At 73.1% G+C, this 24,017-nt stretch carries 21 protein-coding genes; 15 read left to right on the top strand and 6 right to left on the bottom strand.

Annotated elements, in window-relative coordinates:
• The 3 genes from ACGFZ2_RS12660 to galE all read right to left on the bottom strand — a co-directional run bounded on the left by ACGFZ2_RS12660 (position 1) and on the right by galE (position 3,514).
• Positions 1 to 1,215 carry a tetratricopeptide repeat protein gene (locus ACGFZ2_RS12660; protein ID WP_393452891.1) on the bottom strand — a complete coding sequence of 405 codons (1,215 nt, stop codon included), beginning with the start codon at positions 1,213 to 1,215 and terminating at the stop codon, positions 1 to 3.
• Positions 1,216 to 1,334: 119 nt separating this feature from the next.
• A complete protein-coding gene (galK, locus tag ACGFZ2_RS12655) occupies positions 1,335 to 2,495 on the bottom strand; it encodes a galactokinase (protein WP_393452888.1) in 1,161 nt (386 codons plus the stop codon).
• On the bottom strand, positions 2,492 to 3,514 hold the full coding sequence (gene galE, locus ACGFZ2_RS12650) for a UDP-glucose 4-epimerase GalE (protein ID WP_393258358.1): 1,023 nt from the start codon (positions 3,512 to 3,514) through the stop codon (positions 2,492 to 2,494). Before galE ends, galK begins: the two co-directional genes overlap by 4 nt.
• Before the next feature lie 135 nt (positions 3,515 to 3,649).
• On the opposite strand from galE, the gene ACGFZ2_RS12645 reads away from it, so the two are divergent.
• From ACGFZ2_RS12645 to ACGFZ2_RS12620, 6 genes are all read left to right on the top strand, one after another.
• Positions 3,650 to 4,675: a hemolysin family protein gene (locus ACGFZ2_RS12645; RefSeq protein ID WP_393258361.1), complete on the top strand. Its 1,026-nt coding sequence runs from the start codon at positions 3,650 to 3,652 to the stop codon at positions 4,673 to 4,675.
• Between the two features lie 33 nt (positions 4,676 to 4,708).
• Positions 4,709 to 5,734, top strand: coding sequence for a tryptophan--tRNA ligase (gene trpS / locus ACGFZ2_RS12640; RefSeq protein WP_350712060.1), 1,026 nt, complete (start codon positions 4,709 to 4,711; stop codon positions 5,732 to 5,734).
• Between the two features lie 46 nt (positions 5,735 to 5,780).
• Positions 5,781 to 6,338 carry a 2'-5' RNA ligase family protein gene (locus ACGFZ2_RS12635; protein WP_357694248.1) on the top strand — a complete coding sequence of 186 codons (558 nt, stop codon included), beginning with the start codon at positions 5,781 to 5,783 and terminating at the stop codon, positions 6,336 to 6,338.
• 121 nt (positions 6,339 to 6,459) lie between these two features.
• On the top strand, positions 6,460 to 7,383 hold the full coding sequence (locus tag ACGFZ2_RS12630; protein WP_393258365.1) for a YhjD/YihY/BrkB family envelope integrity protein: 924 nt from the start codon (positions 6,460 to 6,462) through the stop codon (positions 7,381 to 7,383).
• A 14-nt stretch (positions 7,384 to 7,397) separates the two neighbouring features.
• On the top strand, positions 7,398 to 7,766 hold the full coding sequence (locus ACGFZ2_RS12625; RefSeq protein WP_393258367.1) for a GntR family transcriptional regulator: 369 nt from the start codon (positions 7,398 to 7,400) through the stop codon (positions 7,764 to 7,766).
• Positions 7,767 to 7,878: 112 nt separating this feature from the next.
• On the top strand, positions 7,879 to 8,322 hold the full coding sequence (locus tag ACGFZ2_RS12620; RefSeq protein WP_393258369.1) for a hypothetical protein: 444 nt from the start codon (positions 7,879 to 7,881) through the stop codon (positions 8,320 to 8,322).
• A 171-nt stretch (positions 8,323 to 8,493) separates the two neighbouring features.
• Here the strand turns inward: ACGFZ2_RS12620 and ACGFZ2_RS12615 are convergent, their stop codons facing one another.
• Together ACGFZ2_RS12615 and ACGFZ2_RS12610 are read right to left on the bottom strand one after the other, a co-directional pair.
• The gene (locus ACGFZ2_RS12615) at positions 8,494 to 10,128 is read right to left on the bottom strand and encodes a glycoside hydrolase family 13 protein (RefSeq protein ID WP_393452885.1); all 1,635 of its coding nucleotides are present in this window, start codon (positions 10,126 to 10,128) and stop codon (positions 8,494 to 8,496) included.
• A gap of 204 nt (positions 10,129 to 10,332) precedes the next feature.
• Positions 10,333 to 11,424 carry a LacI family DNA-binding transcriptional regulator gene (locus tag ACGFZ2_RS12610; protein ID WP_393258374.1) on the bottom strand — a complete coding sequence of 364 codons (1,092 nt, stop codon included), beginning with the start codon at positions 11,422 to 11,424 and terminating at the stop codon, positions 10,333 to 10,335.
• A gap of 200 nt (positions 11,425 to 11,624) precedes the next feature.
• On the opposite strand from ACGFZ2_RS12610, the gene ACGFZ2_RS12605 reads away from it, so the two are divergent.
• From ACGFZ2_RS12605 to ACGFZ2_RS12590, 4 genes are all read left to right on the top strand, one after another.
• The gene (locus ACGFZ2_RS12605) at positions 11,625 to 12,878 is read left to right on the top strand and encodes an extracellular solute-binding protein (protein ID WP_393452882.1); all 1,254 of its coding nucleotides are present in this window, start codon (positions 11,625 to 11,627) and stop codon (positions 12,876 to 12,878) included.
• On the top strand, positions 12,878 to 14,518 hold the full coding sequence (locus ACGFZ2_RS12600) for an ABC transporter permease subunit (RefSeq protein ID WP_393452879.1): 1,641 nt from the start codon (positions 12,878 to 12,880) through the stop codon (positions 14,516 to 14,518). The genes ACGFZ2_RS12605 and ACGFZ2_RS12600 overlap by 1 nt, the downstream gene beginning before the upstream one ends.
• A 5-nt stretch (positions 14,519 to 14,523) precedes the next feature.
• Entirely contained in the window at positions 14,524 to 15,441 is a 918-nt protein-coding gene (locus tag ACGFZ2_RS12595) for a sugar ABC transporter permease (protein WP_393259195.1), read from the top strand.
• A 143-nt stretch (positions 15,442 to 15,584) separates the two neighbouring features.
• A complete protein-coding gene (locus ACGFZ2_RS12590; RefSeq protein WP_393452876.1) occupies positions 15,585 to 17,396 on the top strand; it encodes a glycoside hydrolase family 13 protein in 1,812 nt (603 codons plus the stop codon).
• Positions 17,397 to 17,467: 71 nt separating this feature from the next.
• Here ACGFZ2_RS12590 and ACGFZ2_RS12585 read toward each other — a convergent pair whose 3' ends face one another.
• Positions 17,468 to 18,058, bottom strand: coding sequence for a TetR/AcrR family transcriptional regulator (locus ACGFZ2_RS12585; RefSeq protein ID WP_393452873.1), 591 nt, complete (start codon positions 18,056 to 18,058; stop codon positions 17,468 to 17,470).
• Between the two features lie 99 nt (positions 18,059 to 18,157).
• On the opposite strand from ACGFZ2_RS12585, the gene ACGFZ2_RS12580 reads away from it, so the two are divergent.
• The 5 genes from ACGFZ2_RS12580 to ACGFZ2_RS12560 all read left to right on the top strand — a co-directional run bounded on the left by ACGFZ2_RS12580 (position 18,158) and on the right by ACGFZ2_RS12560 (position 24,017).
• Complete coding sequence (locus ACGFZ2_RS12580) at positions 18,158 to 19,186, top strand: hypothetical protein (RefSeq protein WP_393452870.1); 1,029 nt, start codon at positions 18,158 to 18,160, stop codon at positions 19,184 to 19,186.
• Between the two features lie 46 nt (positions 19,187 to 19,232).
• Positions 19,233 to 19,574: a hypothetical protein gene (locus tag ACGFZ2_RS12575; protein ID WP_393453664.1), complete on the top strand. Its 342-nt coding sequence runs from the start codon at positions 19,233 to 19,235 to the stop codon at positions 19,572 to 19,574.
• Between the two features lie 277 nt (positions 19,575 to 19,851).
• The gene (locus ACGFZ2_RS12570) at positions 19,852 to 20,916 is read left to right on the top strand and encodes a BMP family protein (protein ID WP_393452867.1); all 1,065 of its coding nucleotides are present in this window, start codon (positions 19,852 to 19,854) and stop codon (positions 20,914 to 20,916) included.
• Between the two features lie 171 nt (positions 20,917 to 21,087).
• Positions 21,088 to 22,689: an ABC transporter ATP-binding protein gene (locus tag ACGFZ2_RS12565; protein WP_393453661.1), complete on the top strand. Its 1,602-nt coding sequence runs from the start codon at positions 21,088 to 21,090 to the stop codon at positions 22,687 to 22,689.
• The gene (locus ACGFZ2_RS12560; protein ID WP_393452864.1) at positions 22,686 to 24,017 is read left to right on the top strand and encodes an ABC transporter permease; all 1,332 of its coding nucleotides are present in this window, start codon (positions 22,686 to 22,688) and stop codon (positions 24,015 to 24,017) included. The genes ACGFZ2_RS12565 and ACGFZ2_RS12560 overlap by 4 nt, the downstream gene beginning before the upstream one ends.

Raw genomic sequence — 24,017 nt, 5'->3', positions numbered from 1 at the left:
TCATCGGCGGGCGGGCGCCGACGCCCGCCCGTCGTCCGCCGCGCTGACCACGCCGGCCGCCGGGTCGGCCGTGCCCTCCGCCGGGCTGGCCGTGCCGGCGACCGTGGCCCGCGCGGCCGCGCGGGCCACGAGGCGCGTCCAGATCCGGTAGCCGATCCAGCGGACCACCGGGACGGCCCGGCGCGTGAGCTGCCGCCAGGCGCGGAAGGCGAAGACAGCGCCGGCCGGCATCAGCAGCAGCGCGGCCAGCCCGCCGGCAGGGGTGTCCCTCGCCGGGGCGAGGCCGCTGACCACCAGCCCGCCGAGTGCCGTCGCGGTGAGCGCCAGACAGAGCAGGACGGACGTCGAGCCGAGCTGGCGGCGCAGTTGGAGGCGGAGCGCCGGCGGCTGCCGCCGCCACACCGGCAGGGCCGACCCGGCGACGACCGCCAGGAGCGCCAGGGCGGCGGCGAGCCGCCCGGCCCGCCCGCTGTCGACCAGCGCGAAGAGCGCCCAGTGGCCGATGCCGGCCAGCGCCGCCGCGTCGAACAGGCGCCAGCACAGGGCCACCGCGACGGCCTCGTGCGCCGCGGCGGCCCCCCGCGCGTGCGGGTTGGCGGCCAGGGCGTCGGTGAACCCCCGGGCGGCCCGGCCGACCCGGTCCCGCGACGCGTCCATCCGCGCCAGCAGGGCCAGGGCCGGCTCGTACGCCGGGTCCAGGACGAGGGCCTGCCGGCAGGCCTCCCGGGCCGCCCGGAGCCGGCCCATCCGCAGGTGGATCCGGGCGTCCAGCAGGTGGATGTCGGGGATGTCGTGGCGGATCTCCCGCGCGGTGTCGGCGTGCCGGCGGGCGACCACGACGCGGGTGGGGTTGCCGAGGGTCAGCAGTGCCTCCGCGAGCAGCGCGTGGGCCTCCCAGGACCGCGGCGCCAACTCCAGGGCGCGTCGGGCGGCGGCCGCCGCGTGGCCGGGGTGCCCGGCCGCCAGCAGGATCCGGGCCTTCTCCGCGAGCAGGTGCTCCTGGGCGCGGGCGACGCCGAGGGCCTGGTCCACCAGGCGCATGGCCTCCGCCAGCTGGCCAGTCGACCGGTGACAGCGGGCCAGGTGGAGCAGCAACCCGGCGTGCTGGGGTTGCTCGGCCAGCGCGCCGCGCAGCACCTGAGCCGCCTCGGCGTGCCGTCCGACGCGGCTCAGCGCCTGGGCGCGCTCCTGCGCGACCGTTCCGGCATCGCTCACGTCGCCTCCCGTGGGTGACAGCCTGAGCACCCCGATGAAGTTCGGCGGCGGCGTTCCGGCACGATCCGGTCGATGCCACACCCTACCGACCGTCCTGACCGGATGGTCGAGCCGCGCAGTCAGTCCAGCCGGGTCGCTCCCGCCCCGGGCAGGGCGGTGACGTGGCCGGGCGCGGCGAAGCCGCGTTCGGCGTACGCGGTCGTGACGGCGGCGGCGACCGTGTCGGCGCGCTCCGCGTCGACCAGGGCGAGGACGCAGCCGCCGAAGCCGCCGCCGGTCATCCGTGCCCCCAGGGCACCGGCCGACAGGGCCGCCTCGACCGCCGTGTCGACCTCCGGCACCGTGATCTCGAAGTCGTCGCGCATCGAGGCGTGCGAGGCGGTCAGCAGCGGGCCGATCTCGCGTACCTTGCCGGCGCGCAGCAGGGCGACGGTGTCGAGCACCCGCTGGTCCTCGGTCACCACGTGCCGCACCCGGCGGCGGGTCTCGGCGTCGTCGAGCCGGGCCAGCGCGTCGGCCAGCCCGTCGGTGGGTACGTCCCGCAGCGCCGCGACGCCGAGCAGCCCGGCCGCCGCCTCGCAGGACCTGCGGCGGGCGGCGTACTCGCCGTCGGCGTGCCGGTGCGGGGCCCGGCTGTCGACCACCAGCACGGCTAGGCCGGCCGCGTCCAGGTCGAACGGGATGTGCTCGACGGACTCGTCGCGGCAGTCCAGGAAGAGCGCGTGCCCGGCGCGGCAGCGGATCACCGCCGACTGGTCCATGATCCCGGTCGGCGCGCCGACGTAGCCGTTCTCGGCGCGCTGGGCCAGCCGGGGCTGCCGGTCGGCGGGCAGGTCCAGCCCGCCCAGGTCGACCAGGGCGGCCAGCACGGCGGCCTCCAGCGCCGCCGAGGAGGAGAGCCCCGAGCCCAGCGGCACGTCGGAGGCGATCGCCAGCCGGGCGCCGGGCACGGCGTGCCCCGCCTCCCGCAGCGCCCAGACCACCCCGGCCACGTACGCGCCCCAGCCGGTGACCCGGCCCGGCCCGGCGACCTCGTCGGCGTCGAAGGCGATCGTCTCGCCGGACAGCTCGGACCAGACCGTCCAGCACTCGCCGGGCTGCGGCGCGGCGGCGACGACCGTGCGCAGCGGCAGGGCGAAGGGCAGCACGAAGCCGTCGTTGTAGTCGGTGTGCTCGCCGATCAGGTTGGCCCGGCCGGGCGCCGTCCAGCGGCCGGCGGGCGGCTCGGCGTACGCCGAACGGAAGCCGGCGGCGGCGCGCGCCGCGACGTCGTCGGTCACCGCGGCGCCACGAGGTGGGTGCGGTAGAAGGCCCAGGCGTCGCCCACCATGTCGTGCAGGGTCGGCTTCTGCGGCACCCAACCCAGCTCCTCGCGGGCCAGCGCGGACGAGGCGACCAGCTCGGCGGGGTCGCCCTCGCGGCGCGGGGCCACCTCGACGGGCACCGGGTGCCCGGTGACCTCGCGGACCACGTCGACGACCTGGCGGTTGGTGAAGCCGTTGCCGTTGCCCAGGTTGTAGATCCGGTGCTGGCCGGCGGTCGCCGCGTCGAGCGCGAGCAGGTGGGCGCGGGCCAGGTCGGCGACGTGGATGTAGTCGCGCACGCAGGTGCCGTCGACGGTGGGGTAGTCGTCGCCGAAGAGCTGGAGCTTCTCCCGGCGCCCGGCGGCCACCTCCAGCGCGATCGGGATCAGGTGGGTCTCCGGGTCGTGCCGCTCGCCGAGCGCGACGTCGCCGTCGAGGTGCGCCCCGGCCACGTTGAAGTAGCGCAGCGACACGGCGGCCAGGCCGTGCGCGACCGCCTCGGAGGTGAGCGCCATGTCGACGGCGAGCTTGGTGGCTCCGTAGGTGTTGGTGGGGGCCTTGACCGCGCTCTCCGGGATCGGCAGCTCGGTGGGGTTGCCGTAGACGGCGGCGGTGGAGGAGAAGACCAGCCGGGGCACGCGTGCGGCCCGGACGGCGTCGATCAGGGCGAGCGAGCCGACGGTGTTGGTGTGCCAGTAGAGCTCCGGCTTCACCATCGACTCGCCGGCGGCGATGAGGGCGGCGAAGTGCAGCACCCCGTCGAAGCCCGCCTCCGGGGTGAGCACCCGCGCGGCGTCGTGGAGGCCGGCGTCGACGTGGGTGGCGTCGGGGGCGAGCGCCTCCCGGTGGCCGGTGCGCAGGTCGTCGAGGACGACCACCTGGTGGCCGGCGTCGAGCAGCATCCGGGTCACCACGCTGCCGATGAAGCCGGCGCCGCCGGTGACGAGCAGTTTCACGTCGGTCTCCTCCCGCCCGGCCGTCCGCGTCGCGGCCATGTCGTGATCACCCTACGGCCGGTCGCCGTGCTTCCGCGCTCCGTCGACGCCCCGCCATTCCACCACAATCTCCCATGTTCGAACAGAGGTGAACATGAAGCCCCCGGCGGCCCGGCGCTGTCTACCATCACTGTCATGCGGGAAGCGGATGGTCCCGGGCCGCGTCGACGCGCCCGGACGCGACCGCGCCGCGAGCCGGGCCCGCTGGCCCGGGCCGTCGCCCGGATCGTGGTCCGCGCCGCCGACGGCGCCACCCGCGCGGTGACGGCCCTGCTCGGCGCCAGCCCCGCGGCCGGTCGGGAGCGGATCAGCGAGGCGGAGCTGCGTGACCTGGTCGCCGCCAACACCCTGCTCGACCCGGTCGAGCGCCGGATCATCGACGAGGTGCTGGTCGCCGGCGCGAGCCTGGTCCGCGAGGTGATGATGCCCCGCACCGAGGTGGTCTTCCTCTCCGCCCGGCTGACCATCGCCGAGGCGGAGCGGCTGGTCCGGGCCGAGACGCACACCCGCTACCCGGTCGTCGACGGCACCCACGACGACGTGGTCGGCTTCGTGCACCTGCGCGACGTGCTGCTGCGCCCCGACCTCGACCCCTGCACCACCGTCGGCGAGCTGACCCGGGAGGTGAAGCGGCTGCCCGGCAGCAAGCGGGTGCTCGCCGCGCTCAGCGAGATGCGCCGGGAGCGCCACCACCTCGCCGTGGTGGTCGACGAGTACGGCGGCACCGCCGGCATCGTCACCCTCGAGGACCTGATCGAGGAGCTGATCGGGGAGATCCACGACGAGTACGACACCGCCCCCGACCCGGTGCACGCCGGCCTGCCCGCCGTGGTGGACGGCCGGCTCAACCTCGCCGACTTCGCCGAGCGCACCGGGGTGACCCTGCCCCCGGGGCCGTACGAGACGGTGGGCGGCTTCGTGATGGCGGCGCTCGGCCGGCTCCCGGTCGCCGGCGACGAGGTGCCGGTGGCCGGCGGCCCGGCCGGCGCCGGCGGCCCGGCAGCCGACGACCCGCCCGGCGGCTGGCTGCTGCGGGTACACACGCTGGAGGGTCGCCGCGTGGCCCGGCTCACCGTCTCCGCCGTGCGCGTGCCGGAACCCCGGCGCGAGGTCACCGCTCCGGCGCCGGTGGGTCCGAGCCGACCCGCCGGCCCGTCATGACGTACGCCAGGCGTTGCTGACAGAATTGCCGGCATGTCCGACGTTCCCGCCCGCCCCCGCGTCTTCTCCGGCATCCAGCCGACGGCCGACTCGTTCCACCTCGGCAACTACCTGGGCGCGGTGCGGCACTGGGTGGCCCTGCAGGACACCCACGACGCCTACTACTGCGTGGTCGACCTGCACGCGATCACCGCCGGCCACGACCCGAAGGTGCTCACGCAGCGTTCCCGGCTGGCCGCCGCGCAGTTGTTCGCCGTGGGCCTCGACCCGGAGCGCAGCACGCTGTTCGTGCAGTCGCAGGTGCCCGAGCACCCGATGCTCGCCTGGGTCCTGGGCTGCATCACCGGGTTCGGCGAGGCGAGCCGGATGACCCAGTTCAAGGACAAGTCGCAGAAGCAGGGCGGCGAGCGGGCCAGCGTCGGCCTGTTCACCTACCCGATCCTCCAGGCCGCCGACATCCTGCTCTACCAGGCCCACGCCGTGCCGGTGGGCGAGGACCAGCGCCAGCACCTGGAGCTCTCCCGCGACCTGGCCCAGCGGTTCAACTCGCTGTTCGGGCAGACCTTCACCGTGCCCGCGCCGCACATCGTCAAGGACACCGCGAAGATCACCGACCTGCAGGACCCGACGGCGAAGATGTCGAAGTCGTCGTCCTCGCCCGCCGGCATCATCGACCTGCTGGAGGACCCGGCCCGCTCGGCCAAGAAGATCCGCTCGGCGGTCACCGACACCGGCCGGGAGATCGTCTTCGACGCCGAGACCAAGCCGGGCGTCTCCAACCTGCTCACCATCTACTCCGCCCTGACCGGGCGGAGCATCGACGACCTGGTGGCCGCGTACGCCGGCAAGGGCTACGGCGACCTGAAGAAGGACCTCGCCGAGGTGGTGCGGGAGTTCGTCACGCCGATCCAGGAGCGCACCCGGACCTACCTCGACGACCCGGCGCAGCTGGACAAGCTGCTCGCCGCCGGCGCGGAGAAGGCCCGCGTGGTCGCCGCGGCGACGCTGCGGGCCGCGTACGAGCGGGTGGGTTTCTTCCCGCCGGTGCGCGGCGAGTAGCGCCGCGGCGCGACGGGTGAGGGTGGACAGGTCGGTGGCCGGAGGGATGGCGCGGAGCGTGGATCGCAGGGACGGGGCGCCGGACGCCGGTGACACCATCCAGATCGGCATCGCGGTGGACATCCCGGAGCCGTGGGGCGGCACACTCACCCGACGCCGGGTCGAGGCCGGCGACCCCCAGGTCGTGCCCGCGCACGTGACCCTGCTCGGGCCGACCGAGATCCCGGTGGCGGCGCTGCCGGCGGTGGAGCGGCACCTCACCGCGGTCGCCGCCGCCCACCTGCCGTTCACGCTGCACCTGCGGGGCACCGGCACGTTCCGGCCGGTGACCCAGGTGGTCTTCGTGGCGGTGGCCGCCGGGATCAGCGAGTGCGAGCTGCTCGCCGCCGCGATCAGCGCCGCCCCGGAGCTGCGCCGCGAGGCGCGCTTCCCGTACCACCCGCACGTCACCGTGGCGCAGGACGTCGCGCCGGAGGCGCTGGACAAGGCGTACGAGGACCTGGCCGACTTCTCCGCGATGTTCGAGGTGGAGGCGTTCACCCTCTTCTCGCACAGCGGGCAGACCCGGTGGCAGCCGCGCCGGGACTTCCGGCTGGGCGGCTGACCCCGTCCGGCCGGCGCGTCGGGCGGCCGGGGCGACGACGCCGACCGGGCGACGCGCCGGGCCGGCGAGGGCCGGCGGCAGGTTGCCCCCGTGACGGCGATGGATCGGCGAGGATGACGGCGTGAACGTGTGGGGCCGCATCGAGGCGGGCGTGGACCGCCGGATCAGCGCCGCGCGCCGCCGGTCCGGTGCCGTCGACCACCTGTGGCGGGCCGGCGTGCTCTACGCCGAGGTGCTGGGCGGGCGGCTGGCCGCGGCGATCGCCTACTACGGCTTCTTCGCGGTGTTCGCGCTCGCGCTGGTCGCGTACTCGATCTTCGGGGCCATCCTGGAGGACAACGACGAGGTCAGCGCCGCCGCCGCCGAATTCCTGCGGGAGAACCTGCCGTTCCTCGACCCGGTGCAGATCGCCGACAGCAGCGGCACGGTCGGGGTGGTCGGCCTGGTCATCCTCGTCCTGACCGGCATCGGCTGGGTGGAGGCCATCCGCTCCTCGCAGCGGCTGATGTACGGGCTCAACCAGCAGCCCGGCAACCTGGTGGTGCGCCGCCTGGTCGACCTGGGCGTGCTGCTCGTCGTCTTCGTGCTGCTCGGCGTCTCGGTGGCGGCGGTGGACGCGCTGGAGTCGCTGCTGCGCTTCCTGCTGCGCAGCACCGGCTCGGTCGGCCTGACCACGGTCAGCGCGGTGCTCAGCGTGCTGGTCAACGCGGTGCTGGCCACCCTGCTGCTGGTGGCGGTGCCGAGGCTGCGGATGAGCCGGGTCCGGCTGCGCCCGGTGGTGCTGCTCGTCGCGGTCGGCATCACGCTGCTGAACACCGTCGGGCGCTACTACGTCGTGCGCACCGAGCGCAATCCGGCGTACACGGTGGTGGCGGGGGCGGTGGGGCTGCTGCTCTACCTCTACCTGCTCAACCAGCTGGTGCTCTTCGGCGCGGCGCTCGCCGCGACGAGCCGGCGCGGCCGGGTGGTGGACCTGGCGGAGGGCCCACCGCCGGCCGACCTCGACGCGGACATGGATCCCGGCGCCCCCGGCGGGGCCGGATGAACGGGGGAGCGGGCGTGCGGATCTCGGTCGACGCGGGCTCGGCGGTGCCGCCGTACGAGCAGGTGCGCGGGCAGCTCGCGGAGCTGATCGGGACGGGCCGGCTGGCGGTCGGCACCCGGCTGCCGACGGTGCGGCAGTTCGCGGCGGACCTCGGGCTGGCGGTCAACACGGTGGCCCGGGCCTACCGGGAGCTGGAGGCGGCCGGCCTGCTGGAGACCCGGGGCCGGCACGGCACCTTCGTCGCCCCCGGCCGCGATGACGCGCTGGACCGGTTGCAGCGGGTGGCGGCCGACTACGCCGCCGAGGCCGCCCGGTTGGGGGTGCCGCCGCCGGCGGCGCTCGCCCTGGTCCGCGCGGCCCTGGACGCGGCGCGGCCGGGCTGACGGCGCGACGGCGGGGGCGGGTGGCCGCGCGGACGAGGATCGGACCGTCACGGTGACGGCGATTGAGCCGAATGCCACCCGCGTTTCCGGTGGGACGGACGATGATGGGCGCGTGGGCGCACTCGTGACACTGGACCTGCCGGAAGACTCCCCGATGCTCGGCCTGCCGTGGATCATCACCTTCGGCCCGCTCGGCGACGCCGACGAGTGGGAGCCGGTGGTCTGCGGCCCCTACGAGCGACCGCACGCCCTCGCGCTGGCCGAGGCGGTGGTCGCCGAGGAGCAGCTGATGGCGGTGGTCGAGCCGCTGCTGCCGGCGGTGTCGGCGGAGGAGATCCGGGGCGAGATCGCCGCCGCGCAGGTCGCCGCCGAGGACGAGTCGGCCCGGATCGAGGAGGCCGACCTCTACGGCGACTTCGAGGACACCATCGACGAGGAACTCGAGGCGACGGCTGCGGAGGAGCACCGCACCGAGCCGCTCGCCCCGCCCAGCGAGGCCGAGCTGCGGGCCGGCTTCAGCCGTATCGCCGCGAAGCTCACCGGCGGCGCCGCCTGAGCCGATCGGCAGGGACCCGGGCGCACCTGTCCAGGATGGACGCCGGCGCCCCGGGGAGCGGACTCCACGAGGCGCCGGCGCCACCTCACCCCCCACCACAAGGGGTCGGTGGCCCAGCCGCCCGTCGGCGCGGGGCACAACGGACGACCAGGTCGATGACGGGTTACCCGCTCAGCGCCGTTCGAACCAGGCGGCCGCGTCGACCGGGAGCAGGTGACCCGTGCCCTGGCCGGTGAGCGCCTCGCTGGCGGCGATCGGCTCGCCGTACCCGTCGATCAGGGCCGGGGCACCGCTGATGTTGACCACGCAGGTCAGCACGGTGTCGCCGGCGGCGCGGCTGAAGGCGAGCACGCCCGGCCCGGTCTCCAGCCAGGTGACCCCGCCCGCGTCGGCGGCCAGCGCCGGGTGCGCGTGACGGATCCGCAGGGCGGTGCGGTAGAGCTCCAGCGTCGAGCCGGGCACGCCGGCCTGGGCGGCGACCGAGAGGGCGCGCCAGGTCGCCGGGGCCGGCAGCCAGCTCAGCTCGCTGCCCTCCGGCCCGAAGCCGTACGGGGCCAGCTCGCCGCTCCACGGGATCGGCACCCGGCAGCCGTCCCGGCTTTCGCCGGTGCGCAGGAACGCCGGGTCCTGGCGCAGCTCGTCCGGCAGGTCGAGCACCTCCGGCAGGCCCAGCTCCTCGCCCTGGTAGACGTAGGCACAGCCGGGCAGGGCGAGCATCAGCAGGGTGGCGGCCCGCGCCCGGCGCAGCCCCTCGGCGCCGTCGCCGTAGCGGGTGACGTGCCGCTGCTTGTCGTGGTTCGAGAGCACCCAGGTCGTCGGCGCGCCGACGATGGCCGACTCGGCGAGCGCGGTGTCGATCACCTTGCGGAACGATTCGGCCGACCACGTCGCGTCGAGGAAGTCGAAGCTGAACGCCTGGTGCAGCTCGTCCGGGCCGATGTAGCGGGCCAGCCGCTGCGGGGTCTCGGCCCACGCCTCGGCGACGGCCATCCGGCCGCCGGGGTAGCTGTCCAGGATCGGCCGCCAGGCGCGGTAGATCTCGTGCACCTCGTCCTGGTCGAAGTAGGGGAGCCGGCCCTTGCCGAGCAGCTCCACCTGGCGCTGCCCCGTGGTCATCGTGCTGAAGCCGACGTCGGGCAGGCCCTCGGCCTTGATCATGCCGTGCGCCACGTCGATCCGGAAGCCGTCCACGCCCCGGTCCAGCCAGAAGCGCAGGATGTCCTCGAACTCGGCGCGGACCTCGGGGTGGCGCCAGTTCAGGTCCGGCTGGGCCGGGTCGAACAGGTGCAGGTACCACTGGCCGTCGTCCACCCGCGTCCAGGCGGGGCCGCCGAAGATGCTCTCCCAGTCGTTCGGGGGCAGCTCGCCGTCCGCGCCCCTGCCGTCGGCGAAGAGGTAGCGTTCGCGCTCGGCGGAGCCCGGGCCGGCGGCCAGGGCGGCCTGGAACCACGGGTGCCGGTCGGAGGTGTGGTTGGGCACCAGGTCGACGATGATCCGCAGGCCGAGCGCGTGCGCGTCGGTGATCATCGCGTCGAAGTCGGCGAGGGTGCCGAACATCGGGTCGACGTCGCGGTAGTCGGCGACGTCGTAGCCGCCGTCGACCATCGGGGAGGTGTAGAAGGGGGTCAGCCAGAGCGCGTCCACGCCGAGTTCGCGCAGGTACGGCAGGCGCTCGCGGATGCCCTGCAGGTCGCCGATCCCGTCGCCGTTGGAGTCGGCGAAGCTGCGGACGTAGACCTGGTAGACGACCGCGGAACGCCACCAGTCGTCGTCGGCGGTCAGCGGCGTGGGGTTGCTGACGGTCATCGGAGGCGGTTTCCCCGTTCTGTGACGCGCGGGACAAGCACACCCGGCGCGGTGCGGGTGGAAGGCGCGGTCTGAGCAGGATGCCGCCCGGGTGCTGCAAGAGTCAAGCATTTCTTGCGCAAGGGATGGCCCCGGTCACGCCCCGCGCGAGCGCCCACGGCCGGTCCGCCGGGTCCCGGGCGGGGCGGCAGCCGCAGCGGGCGGTCAGGCGGGGACGGCGAGCGCGGGCGGTGCGGGGCGCTGGCGGCCCGGGGCGCCGCCGCTGGCCGGACGGGTGCCGCCGGCCGGGGCAACCGCGGTGGAGCCGCGCACCACCAGCTCGGGCCGGAACACGTACTCCGAGTGCGGGGCGGCGTGCCCGTTGATCTCGTCGACCAGGGCCCGGACGGCGGCGACCGCCATCGCGGCCACCGGCTGGCGCATGGTGGTCAGCGGCGGGTCCGTGAAGGCCATCAGCGGGGAGTCGTCGTAGCCGACCACCGAGAGGTCGGTCGGCACGGACAGGCCGCGCTGCCGGGCGGCCCGGATCGCGCCGAGCGCCATCAGGTCCGAGCCGCAGACGATGCCGGTGACGCCCCGGTCCAGCAGTCGTGCGGCGGCCGCCTCGCCACCCTCCACACCGAACAGGGAGAGCTCGGCCAGCTCGCCGAGGTCCGCCTCGGCCGCGCCGGCCAGCCGGCCCATCGCGGCCCGGAAGCCGGCCACCCGCCGCTGCACCGGCACGAACCGGTCCGGGCCGGTGATCAGGCCGATGCGGCGGTGCCCGAACGCCACCAGGTGGGCCACGGCCAGTTCGGTGGCCTCGCCGTCGTCGCAGGAGACGAAGGGGGCGGGGATGCCCGGCGCGTACCCGTTGATCATGACGATGGGCAGCGGACGGGCGATCAGGGCGCGGTACCTGTCGTGGTTGGCGGCGGTGTCGGCGTGCAGGCCGGAGACGAAGACGATCCCGGAGACCTGCCGGTCCAGCAGCATCTCGACGTACTCGTCCTCGGTGACTCCGCCCGGCGTCTGCGTGCACAGCACCGGGGTGAACCCGCTCTGCGCCAGCGTCGACTCGATCACCTGGGCGAAGGCGGGGAAGATCGGGTTGTCCAGTTCGGGCACCACCAGGCCCACCAGGCCGGCGCTGCGCTTGCGCAGCCGGGCGGGGCGCTCGTAGCCGAGCACGTCGAGGGCGGTCAGGACGGCCTGCCGGGTCTCGGGGGCCACGCCCGGGCGGTCGTTGAGCACCCGCGACACCGTGGCCTCGCTGACTTCGGCCTGCTGGGCGATGTCGGACAGTCGAGCGCGCATGGCCGGCACTTTAGCTCACGAGCAAGATCTTGCGTACACTCCTGCAAGCCCTTCCATTCTCTGAAACCCCTTGCTAACGTCCCCGCAACACGCGAGAGCAGCGGCGCAGCACATCGGGCGCCGGTTTGGCAAGAAACTTACAGAGGTTTCCAGGCGGGTCGCCCTTCCCCCGGCGGGCCGCCATGACGACAGGAGTACCGATGCGCATCCGTACCGCGGGTGTGGTCGCCGTCCTCGGCCTGGCGCTCGCCGCCTCCGGCTGCGGCAGCGACAGCAGCGACGAGCCGGCCGCGAAGGAATCCACCAAGGCCGCCGCCGGCGGCAAGCTGGTGATCTGGGCCGACGACAAGCGCACCGCCGCCCTCAAGCCGTTCGCCGAGAAGTTCGGCCAGGAGAACGGCGTCACGGTCGAGGTCCAGGCCGTCTCCAAGGACCTCCAGACCAACTTCGTCACCGCCTCGCAGCAGGGCAGCGGCCCGGACGTCGTGGTCGGCGCGCACGACTGGATCGGCAACCTCGTCCAGAACGGCGCCATCGACCCGGTGCAGCTCGCCGCCGAGCAGAAGAGCGGCTTCAACGAGACCGCCGTCAAGGCCGTGACCTTCAACGGCCAGCTCTACGGCGTGCCCTACGCCATGGAGAACCTGGCGCTGATCCGCAACACCGAGCTGGCCCCCGAGGCGCCGAAGACGATCGAGGACCTGGTCGCCGCCGGCAAGAAGCTCAAGGCCGAGAAGAAGGCCAGCGAGATCCTCTGCCTCCAGTCCGGCCAGAACGGCGACGCGTACCACATCTACCCGCTCTACACCTCCGGTGGCGGGTACCTCTTCGGCACCGCCGCCAACGGCGACTACGACCCGAAGGACCTGGGCGTCGGCAAGCCGGAGTCGATCGAGGCGTTCAAGAAGATCGCCGCGCTCGGTGAGAAGGGCGAGGGCGCGCTCAAGCGTTCCATCACCCCCGAGAACTCGATCGCCACCTTCACCGGCAAGAAGTGCGCCTTCCTGGTCTCCGGCCCGTGGGCCGTCGCGGACGCCAAGAAGGCCAACATCAAGTACGACATCTCCCCGGTCCCCGGCTTCGCCGGTGGCAAGGAGGCCCAGCCGTTCGTGGGCGTCCAGGCGTTCTACGTGGCGTCGAAGGGCAAGAACAAGGCCCTGGCCCAGGAGTTCGTGGCCAACCACGTCACCACCCCCGAGCTGGCCGTGGCGCTCTACAACGCCGAGCCCCGTCCGCCGGCGCTGACCGCCGCGCTGGACCAGGTCAAGGGCACCGACCCGGACCTGGCCAAGTTCCAGGAGGCCGGCAAGAACGGTCAGGTGCTCCCGGCGATCCCCGCCATGGCCACCATCTGGGACCCGTTCGGTAAGGCCGAGGCCGCCATCATCGGCGGCGCCGACCCGACCAAGACGATCACCGCGGCCGGCAAGACCATCTCCGGCCAGATCAAGTAATGAGCACGTCGCTGTCCGGCCCGGGACCTGCCACACAGGACCCGGGCCGGGAGCCCGTCGGCTCCGGGCTCCCGCGCCCGTCCCGCACCGCGCGGCACCACGCGCCGATCACCGCGACCGGTCTACTCGTCAAGGTGATCCTGCTCGGCCTGACCGCCGGGATCGCGATCTGGGCGGCCTTCCCGCTCGTCGAGGCGGAGAAGTGGATCGGGCTGGCAGTCCTGGCCGCCACCACCGCCGGGCTGTTCTACCTCTACCTGACCCGGCGGCACATCCCGGCGAAGTACCTGGTCCCCGGCACGCTCTTCCTGATCGCGTTCCAGGTGGTCCCGGTGCTCTACACGGCGAGCACCGCCTTCACGAACTTCGGCGACGGTCACCGCGGCACCAAGGACGAGGCCGTCGTCGCCATCCAGACCGCCTCGGTCAAGCAGGTGCCCGGCTCCACCGAGTACGCCCTGTCGATCGCCACCAAGGGCGACCCGGCGACCGGGCCGCTCGTCTTCCTGGTCTCCGACCCGGCCACCGGCGTGGTCTCCGCCGGCGACAGCGGGGGGCTGCGCCAGCTCGACGCCGGCCAGGTCACCGTCGCGCCCGGCGGCAAGGTCACCGCCGCCGAGGGCTACACCGTGCTCAACTTCGGTCAGGCCAGCGCGCGCAGCCAGGAGATCACCGACCTGGTGGTGCCGACCTCCGGGGGCGCGGTGCGCTCCGCCGGCCTGTCCCGCGCCTACGAGGGCAAGGCGGTCCGGGCGTACGACGCCGGCTGCGACTGCATCCGGGACACCGAGACCGGCAAGACCTGGACGGCGGACGAGGAGACCGGCGCCTTCGTCGCCGCCGACGGCGAGCGGCTGGCCCAGGGCTGGAAGGTCACCGTCGGGCTCAAGAACTTCTCCCGGGTGCTCACCGACCCGGCCATCTCCGGGCCGTTCTTCGGCACCCTGCTGTGGAACTTCGCCTTCGCGATCGGCTCGACCGGCGGCACGTTCCTGCTGGGCATGTTCATCGCCCTGGCGCTGCACTCGCCCCGGATGCGGGGCACCAACCTCTACCGGGTCCTGCTGATCCTGCCGTACGCCATGCCGTCCTTCGCGATGCTGCTGGTCTGGCGGGACATGTTCAACACGGACTTCGGCCTGATCAACAACCTGTTCGGGATCGGGGTGGACTGGTTCGGCCAGGAATGGTCGGCCCGGATCGCGGTGATCCTGGTGCAGCTCTGGCTGGGCTACCCGTACATGTTCCTGGTCGCCACGGGCGCGTTGCAGGCCATTCCGAAGGAGCTGACCGAGGCGACGTCGGTCGACGGCGCGTCGCCCTGGCAGTCGTTCCGGTCGGTCACCCTGCCGCTGCTGCTGGTCGCGCTCTCCCCGCTGCTGATCGCGTCGTTCGCGTACAACTTCAACAACTTCAACGCGATCTACCTGACCACCGAGGGTGGCCCCTTCCCGGCGGACAACCCGACCGCGGGGGCGACCGACCTGCTCATCACGTACACCTACCGGCTGGCCTTCGGCGCCCAGGGAGCCCAGTTCGGCCTGGCGGCCGCGGTGTCGATCTTCATCTTCACCATCGTCGCGGTGGTCTCGGCGGTGAGCTTCCGGCGCACCCGCAAGCAGGAGGAGGTGTACTCGTGACCTCGCTGCACGGCACTTCGGTCGCGGGCGGCGGCACCGGCGCCGCCCCGGCCGCCAACCGCAACGCGGGCCGGGGCCGCAACCGGTGGTTCGCCCGGGTCGGCTGGCGCCATCTCGTCGGCGTGCTGGCGGTCGCGTTCAGCCTCTTCCCGATCCTGTTCGTGCTCTCGGCCGCGCTCAACCCGCTCGGCACGCTCTCCTCGACCGAGCTGGTGCCGACCGGCGCGTCCTTCGACAACTTCGTGGACCTGTTCGACCGCACGGCGTTCGGGTGGTGGTTCCTCAACTCGCTGCTGATCGCCGGGGTGGCCTCGTTCGCGTCGGTCTTCCTGTCGGCGCTGGCGGCGTACGCCTTCTCGCGGATGCGGTTCTCCGGGCGGCGCGTCGGGCTGCTGTCGCTCCTGCTGATCCAGATGTTCCCGCAGTTCCTGGCGATCGTGGCGATCTTCCTGATCTTCACCACGATCACCGACCTGTGGCCGGCGATCGGCTTCAACACGCCGTGGGGGCTGCTGCTGCTCTACCTGGGCGGCGCGCTCGGCGTGAACACCTGGCTGATGAAGGGCTTCTTCGACACGCTCCCCCGGGAGCTGGACGAGTCGGCCACGATGGACGGCGCCACGCACGCCCAGGTCTTCTTCCGGATCATGCTGCCGCTGGTGGCGCCGATCCTGGCGGTGACCGGCCTGCTCGCCTTCATCGGCACCATCAACGAGTTCCTGATGGCGAACGTCTTCCTGACCAACAGCGAGTCCAAGACCCTCGCGGTCGGCATGTTCGGTCTGGTGGCCGGGGAGCGGAACAACAACTTCGGCATCTTCGCGGCGGGCACCCTGCTCACCGCCATTCCCACGGTGCTGGTCTTCCAACTGGTCCAGCGCTACATCGTCTCCGGCCTCACCGCCGGAGCTGTCAAAGGCTGAGCCTCCTCGGCTCACCGCTGCGGCAAGGGCGTTGGCGTCCGACGTACACCGGAGCAGTCGCGGGTCGACCGCCGCGGTCGGGAAACCGGCCGCGGCGGGTGGCCCCTTTCTCTCCCCGTCCGATCGACGCGAAAGGCACCGCCATGTCCCTGTTGCCGCACCACGACGGATCCGCCCTGTACGTCCCCGAGCAGGAGCCCTCGCTCGGCGACACCGTCGACGTCTTCGTTCGGGTGCCTGCCGGCGCCGACGTCCGCCAGGTGCACGTGCGCACCACCGGCGACGGCGAGCCGCGGTTCACCGAGGCGGTCGTCGACCGCACCGACGGCGACGACGTCTGGTGGCGGGTCCCGGTCGAGGCCCGCAACCCGGTCAGCAACTACCGGTTCATGCTCACCGGCCGCCGCGGCTACCGCTGGCTGAACGCCGCCGGCGTGGCGCACCACGACGTGCCGGACAACGGCGACTTCAAGCTGGTCACCCACACCCCGCCGCCGGCCTGGGCCCGGGACGCGGTGATCTACCAGATCTTCCCGGACCGGTTCGCCCGCTCCGCCGCCGCCGACGGGCGCGACCTGCCGGACTGGGCGATCCCGTGCGACTGGGACACCCCGGTGATCGGGCGCGGCCCGGAGACCCCCTACCAGTTCTACGGCGGCGACCTGGACGGCGTCACCGGGCGGCTGGACCACCTGGACCGGCTCGGCGTGAACACGGTCTACCTGACGCCGATCTTCCCGGCCCGCTCCAACCACCGCTACGACGCGTCCAGCTTCGACACCGTCGATCCGCTGCTCGGCGGGAACGCCGCGCTGGCCCGGCTCGCCGACGCCGTACGCGCCCGCGGCTGGCGGCTGCTCGGCGACATCACCAGCAACCACACCGGCGACGCGCACGAGTGGTTCACCCGGGCCGCCTCGGACGTGTCCGCGCCGGAGCGGGAGCTGTACTACTTCGACGAGGTCACCGGAGACTACGAGTCCTGGAACGGGGTCAAGTCGCTGCCGAAGCTGAACTGGGGCAGCGCCGAGCTGCGCCGGCGCTTCGCCACCGCCGAGGACTCGCTGCTGCGCCGCTGGCTGCGCCCGCCGTACGGGCTGGACGGCTGGCGGGTGGACGTGGCGAACATGACCGGGCGGCGGGGCGCCGACGCGTACACCCACGAGGTGGCGGCGCTGCTGCGCCGGGTGGTCGCCGAGACCCGCGCCGACGGCCTGCTGCTGGCCGAGCACGGCCACGACCACACCGGCGACCTGGACCGCGACGGCTGGCACGGGACGATGAACTACGTCGGCTTCACCGACCCCGTCTGGTCCTGGCTGCGGCACGGCGACGACCCGCTGCCGAACTTCCTCGGCACCCCGGGCGGGGTGCTGCGGCGGGACGCCGACGCCGTGCTGGCCACCATGAACGCCTACCGGTCGCTGGTCTCGTGGCGGTCGTACACGCACTCGTGGCAACTGCTCGGCTCGCACGACTCGGCCCGGATCCGCACCGTGGTCGGCGACGCCGCGCGGCAGGAGGTCGCCGCCGGTCTGCTCGCCACCATGCCGGGCACCCCGGTGATCTTCGCCGGCGACGAGCTGGGCCTGACCGGCACCAACGGGGAGGGCTCCCGGACCCCGATGCCGTGGCACCGGCCCGAGACCTGGGACGAGTCGACGTTCGCCGGCTACCGGGCGCTGGTCGCGCTGCGCCGTGCCGAGCCCGCGCTGCGCCACGGCGGCCTGCGCTGGCTGCACCACGACGCGGACACCCTGGTCTTCCTGCGGGAGGCGGCGACCGGCACCGTGCTGGTGCTGGCCCGCCGGGCCGCCGGCGTTCCGGTCCGCCTGGCCGGGCTGCGGGCGGCGGAGAACGTCTACGGCGGCGCCCCCGCCCTCCGCCCCGACCCGGACGGCGTCGTCACCCTGCCCGCCGACGGCCCCACCTTTCAGGCCTGGCGCCTCCCCTGACCTGGGGCCGCCCGCGCTCCGCCCTGCCCTGCGCACGCCGCCGGGGCGGGGTGGGGTGGGGTAGGGGTCGGTCAGGGGGCGAGGAGGGCGCGGACGCCGGCGAGGTAGGTGGCGCGGTCCGGGCGGCCGGTGAGGAGCCGCTGGAGGAACCAGCCGGGAACCAGGCCGAAAAGGGCCGCGGCGACGGCCTCCGGGTCGGCGTCGGCGGCCACCTCGCCGGTGCGCTGGGCGCGCCGGACGAGCGCCTCGAAGTGGCGGCGGATGTCGTCGTACTTGCCGGCGACGAACTCGGCCAGCGCCGGGTCCCGCTGCGCCTCGCCCCAGACCTGGATCGCGATCCGCAGCACGCCGTCGTCGCCGAGCTGGGTCTCCACGTACGCCAGCGCGCGGTCGAGCGCCTCGACCAGGGGAAGCGGTGGCTCCTGCCGGAGCACCTCGTCGAGCACGACCTCGGCACCGCCGACCGCGTCCTCGGCGATCGCGTTGATCAGATGCGCCTTGCTCGGGAAGTAGCGGTAGACGGCGCCGACCGAGAGGCCGGCCTCGGCGATCACGTCCTGCATCGTCGTGCGGTGGAAGCCCTCCCGCAGGAAGCACCGGCGGGCCGCGTCGACGATCTGGCGGCGGCGGGCGGCGAGGTGTTCCGGGGAGACGCGTGGCACGGGATACATCGTAAAGCGAACGTTCGTTCTTGACAGTCGGCCAGGGAGGAGAGGAGCCTGAATCAATAAGAGAACGAGCGTTCGTTTTAGGAGTTCACCATGTCGACCCGTACCCGGCCGCCCCTGTCGGTCGCCCTCAACGTCGCCGTCCTGGCGGCCGTCCTGCTGGCACTGCTCGTACCCCTCTTCTCCGCTCCGGCGGTCAACCTGGCACCGCGCGACCTGCCCCTCGCCGTCGCGGGCCCGGCGCCCGCCGCCGACGGCCTCGCCGCCCGGCTCGCCGCCGCCCGGCCCGGAGCCTTCGACGTGACCACCCTGCCGGACGCCGCGGCCGCCGACCGGGCGCTGCGCGACCGGCAGGTGTACGCGGCCTTCGTCGCCGGCCCCGAGGGCGTCTCCCTGCACACCGCGCCGGCCGCCAGTCCGACGGTCGCCGCGCTGCTCACCGAGGCGGCGGCTCAGCTCTCCGCCGGCCACCCGGTGCCGGTGGTCGAGGTAGTGCCCGCCGACCCGGACGATCCTCGGGGCGCCGGATTCGCGGCCGGCTTCCTGCCGTTCGCGATGGCGAGCGTGCTGGCCGGCGCGCTGCTGACCCTCGCCGTCGCCAACCGGGTCGCCCGGCTGCTCGGCCTGGTGGTCTTCGCCGTCCTCGCCGGAGGTGTCGGCGCGGCCGTGCTGCACGGTTGGCTCGGCGTGCTCGACGGCGACCCGCTCGCCGAGGCGGCGGCGGTCGGGCTCTTCGCGTTGGCCGGCGCGGCCACGGTGGCGGGGCTCGGGGCGCTGCTCGGCCGGCCGGGCCTCGGCCTGGGCGCACTGCTGGTCTTCCTGGTCGGCAACCCGCTCTCGGCGGTCAGCGCGGCACCCGAGCTGCTGCCGCAGCCGTGGGGCGCGGTCGGTCAGTTCCTGCCGGTGGGCGCCGGCGGCACCCTGCTGCGCTCGGTGGCCTTCTTCGACGGCGCCGGGTCCGCCCGGTCGCTCGCCGTCCTGGCCGGGTACGCGCTGGCCGGGCTGGTGCTGGTCCTGGTGGGACGCCGGCCCTCCGGCGCCACCGCGGCCGGGTCGCCGCGCCCGGCCGCCGCCGGGTCGCCGCGCCCGGTCGGCCCCCGGGCGGTGGCTGACACGCCCTGAACCGCCCCGCTACTACGATCCGTCGTTGGTGGGGGAGGATGTGCGCGTGGAAGCTCTCAGACTGATACTGCGCTACGTCCATCTGATCGGTTTCGCCCTGCTGCTCGGCGGCGCGATCGTCCAATACATCAGCGGAAAGCTGCGGATCAACCCGGCCATGCTCTGGGGGTCCGTGATCATGCTGGTGACCGGCATCGGCCTCTCCGCGCCGCTGCGCGACGGTAACGAGCCGGACCCGGCCAAACTTGTTACCAAGTTGGTGCTCGCCCTACTGATCTTCGTCATGGTCTTCTTTTCCCGAAAGCGCGACGTGGTCAACCGCGGCCACTTCCTTGCGATCGTCGGGTTGACCCTGGTCAACGCGGCGGTGGCGGTTTTCTGGCGGTAACGTTTCCGCCAGGGGCCGACCAGGAAAATCGGGCGTTTCCGCGACGTCCCGGCGCCCACCTACCAGCACTCAGAGTGATCTGCCCCACCTAAGGGTTACGTAGGGGTAACAAGCGCTCAACGTTCGTGCACGATTGTCGGCCGGTGGGTGGGCGCGGGCGTACGCTCCCGTCCGTAACGTGGGACGCCGGCGGCGCAGCGCAGCCGGCTCATAGGGCTGCCACCGTGCAGGACGCGGTGTGCAATGGGAAGGAGACGTCTTGCGCTCGGTGCGTGGGATGCGGATTGCCTCGGTCTTCGCGGTGGGTGGGCTCGTGCTGAGCGCCGCCGCGTGCGGTGAGGCTCCCGACGACAGCAACAACGCCGGCAGCGGCGACAAGAAGTACAGCGCCTGCATGGTGACCGACGTCGGCGGCATCGACGACAAGTCGTTCAACACCTCGGCGTGGCAGGGCCTCGAGGCGGCCAAGAAGGCCAACGACAACATCGACATCAAGTACGTCGCGTCGAAGGCCGAGGCCGACTACGAGGTCAACCTGACCCAGTACGTCAACCAGAAGTGCGACTTCATCCTGGCCGTCGGCGGCCTGATGGGTGACGCCACCTCCAAGATCGCCAAGGCGAACCCGAACCAGCAGTTCGGCATCGTCGACGCGAAGCTGCCGGAGAGCAACGTCTTCCCGATGCAGTTCGACACCGCGCAGGCCGGCTTCCTCGCCGGTTACCTGGCCGCCGGCATGACCAAGAGCGGCACGGTGGGCACCTACGGCGGCCTGCCGATCCCGCCGGTCACCATCTTCATGGACGGCTACGTCGACGGCGTCGCCCACTACAACAAGACGAAGAGCAAGACCGTCAAGGTCGTCGGCTGGGACAAGGCCGCCCAGAAGGGCTCCTTCACCAACGACTTCGTCAAGCAGGACGAGGGCAAGAAGGTCAGCGACGCGCTGTTCGCCCAGGGCGCCGACATCATCATGCCGGTCGCCGGCGGCTCGGGCCTCGGCACCACCGGCGCGGCCAAGGCGTCGGGCGGCAAGTACAACACCATCTGGGTGGACGTCGACGGCTGCGAGAGCACCCCGGACTGCTCGGCCATCATCACCACGGTCGAGAAGAACATCCCGGAGGCCGTCAAGGAGGCCGTCGTCAAGGCCGCCAACGGCGAGAAGCTCTCGCACGACCCGGGCTACCTGGGCAACCTCGCCAACAACGGCGTCGGGCTCGCCCCGTACCACGAGTTCGACAGCAAGGTCCCGGCCGAGCTGAAGGCGGAGATCGACAAGCTGAAGGCGGACATCGCCGCCGGCACCGTCACCGTCACCTCCGCAGCCCAGCCGAAGTGAAGCACCGCCGGCCCACCCCGGTGAGACGATCACCGGGGTAGGGCCGGCGAGCGGTACAGCACGACGTCCGGCCGTCCCGGCGTCGCGGGGAACCCCCACGGCGCCGGGGCGGCCGATCCGCTCCACCCCCGACGACGGCCCTGCGCCGCGAGCGGTCCCCCGGCAGCTACGCTGCACCATCGCTTCGCACTCCAGGAGGTTGCGCTGAGACTCGAACTGCGCGGCATCACCAAGCGGTTCGGTGATCTGGTCGCCAACGACCACATCGACCTGACGGTGGAGCCTGGAGAGATCCACGCCCTGCTCGGCGAGAACGGCGCGGGCAAGTCGACCCTGATGAACGTGCTCTACGGGCTCTACCAGCCCGACGAGGGCGAGATCCTGGTCGACGGCGAGCCGTTGAAGCTGCGGGGGCCGTCCGACGCGATCGCGGCGGGGATCGGCATGGTGCACCAGCACTTCATGCTGGTGCCGGTCTTCACCGTCGCCGAGAACATCATGCTCGGCGCCGAGCAGGTCAGGGGCGGCATCGCCGGCTTCCTGGACCGGCGGCGGGCCCGGCGCGAGGTCGCCGAGGTCTCGGAGCGCTACAACCTGCGGGTCGACCCGGACGCGGTGATCGAGGACCTGCCGGTCGGCATCCAGCAGCGGGTGGAGATCGTCAAGGCGCTCACCCGCGACGTCGACCTGCTCATCCTCGACGAGCCGACGGCGGTGCTCACCCCGCAGGAGACCGAGGAACTGCTCACCGTCATGCGGTCGCTCAAGGCCGCCGGCAAGTCGATCGTCTTCATCACGCACAAGCTGGGCGAGGTCAAGGCGATCGCCGACCGGATCACCGTCATCCGGCGCGGGAAGACCGTCGGCACCGCCTCGCCCGAGGCCAGCCGGGACGAGTTGGCCGCGCTCATGGTCGGCCGCAGCGTCCGGCTCACCGTGGAGAAGGAGCCGGCCACCCCCGGCAAGCCGATCCTGGAGGTCGCCGGCCTGGTCGTCGACGACGACCGGCAGATCCGGGCGGTCGACGGGATCGACCTGACCGTACGCGCGGGCGAGGTGCTCGGGGTGGCGGGCGTGCAGGGCAACGGCCAGACCGAGCTGATCGAGGCGATCATGGGGCTGCGCCCGACGCTCGCCGGCACGATCACGCTCGACGGGCAGCAGGTCAACGGCTGGTCGACCAAGAAGGTGCTCCGCGCCGGCGTCGGCTACGTGCCGGAGGACCGCAGCGTCGATGGCGTGGTCAAGGAGTTCTCCGTCGCGGAGAACCTGGTGCTCGACATCTACGACCGGCCGCCCTTCGGCAAGGGCCTGGCGCTCAAGCCGGACGCCATCGCGAAGTCGGCGAAGGAGCGGATCGCGCAGTTCGACGTCCGCACCTCCTCGGCCGACGCGCCGGTCGGCACCCTCTCCGGCGGCAACCAGCAGAAGGTGATCGTGGCCCGGGAGCTGTCCCGGCCGCTGAAGCTCTTCATCGCCGCCCAGCCGACCCGCGGCGTCGACGTCGGGTCCATCGAGTTCATCCACAGCCGGGTCATCCGCGAGCGGGACGTCGGCACCGCGGTCATGGTGGTCTCCAGCGAACTCGACGAGGTGATCGGCCTGGCCGACCGGATCGCCGTGATGTACCGCGGCCGGATCATCGGCATCGTCGGCCCGGACACCCCGCGCGAGGAGATCGGCCTGCTGATGGCCGGCATCACCCCCGACGCGGCGGCCGACGGCGCGGCGGCCCCCGCCGCCGAGGGCCCTGGTAGCGAGGACAAGGCATGACGAACCCGAACCCCCCGTCGGGCTCCCCGGACAAGGAGCCGGCGACCGAGGGGCAGGCCGCGCAGACCGCGCTCGGCAACACCGAGCGCGCCGAGGCGGCCACCTCCCCGAAGCAGCCGGCCCCGGAGGCGAAGCCCTCGCTGGGGCGGCTGTTCCTGGACAACCTCTGGGCGGCCAACACCTTCACGGTGACCCTGCTGTCGCTGGTCCTGGCGATGCTCGTCGGCGCCGTGCTGATGGTCGTCTCCGACCCCGAGGTGCTGGCCACCTACAGCTACATCACCGCCCGGCCGTCCGACGCGCTCAACGCGAGCTGGACGCTGGTCAGCGAGGCGTACGGCAACCTGTTCAAGGGCGCCGTCTTCGACCCCGAGGCGGTCGGCTTCCAGGCCGTGATGAGCCCGATCTCCGAGACGCTCACCTACACCGCGCCGCTGGTCTTCACCGGCCTGTCGGTGGCGCTGGCGTTCCGGGGCGGCCTGTTCAACATCGGCGCCCAGGGCCAGGCCACGATGGGCGTGATCCTGGCCGCGCTGGCCGGCTTCCTGCTGCCGCTGCCGCCCGGCCTGCACCTGCTCGTCGCGGTGCTCGCCGGTGCGCTCGGCGGGGCGATCTGGGGCTTCATCCCGGGCATCCTCAAGGCGCGCGCCGGCGCCCACGAGGTGATCAACACGATCATGCTCAACTACATCGCCACGTACTTCCTGACCTGGATCATCGTGCAGAACGGCATCCAGGACCCGAACCGTACGGACGCGATCAGCCGGCCGGTCGACCCGTCGGCCCAGCTGCCCCGGCTGCTCGGCGACGGGCTACGGGTGCACGCCGGCATCATCCTGGCGGTGCTGGCCACCTGGGCCGTCTGGTGGCTGCTGAACCGCTCCACGCTCGGCTTCGAGCTGCGCGCGGTGGGCGCCAACCCGGACGCCGCGCGGACCGCCGGCATCAGCGTCACCCGGACGTACGTCCTGATCATGGTCTTCGCCGGGATCCTGGCCGGCCTCGGCGGCTCGAACATGGTGCTCGGCACCACCGCCAGCGCGCTGACCCCGCTGGTGGTCGCGCAGATCGGCTTCGACGGCATCCTGGTGGCGCTGCTCGGCCGGGTGAAGCCGTGGGGCGTGGCGCTGGCCGCGCTGCTCTTCGGCGCCCTCCAGGCCGGCGGCAACCGGATGCAGTCGTACTCGGGGATCTCGCTGGAGCTGGTCACCGTGCTCCAGGCGCTGATCGTCATCTTCATCGCCGCGCCGGCCCTGGTGAAGGCGATCTTCCAGCTCCGGGCCGCCCGTGCCGCCCGGTTGCAGACGAGCCTGGCGAAGGGCTGGTAA

Origin of the sequence: Micromonospora sp. NPDC048063, assembly GCF_043202855.1 — a bacterium.
In the GTDB taxonomy this organism is placed as follows: Bacteria; Actinomycetota; Actinomycetes; order Mycobacteriales; family Micromonosporaceae; genus Micromonospora.
Note: the sequence above shows the minus strand (reverse complement) of the source record. Positions and strands in the feature narration are given on the sequence as shown.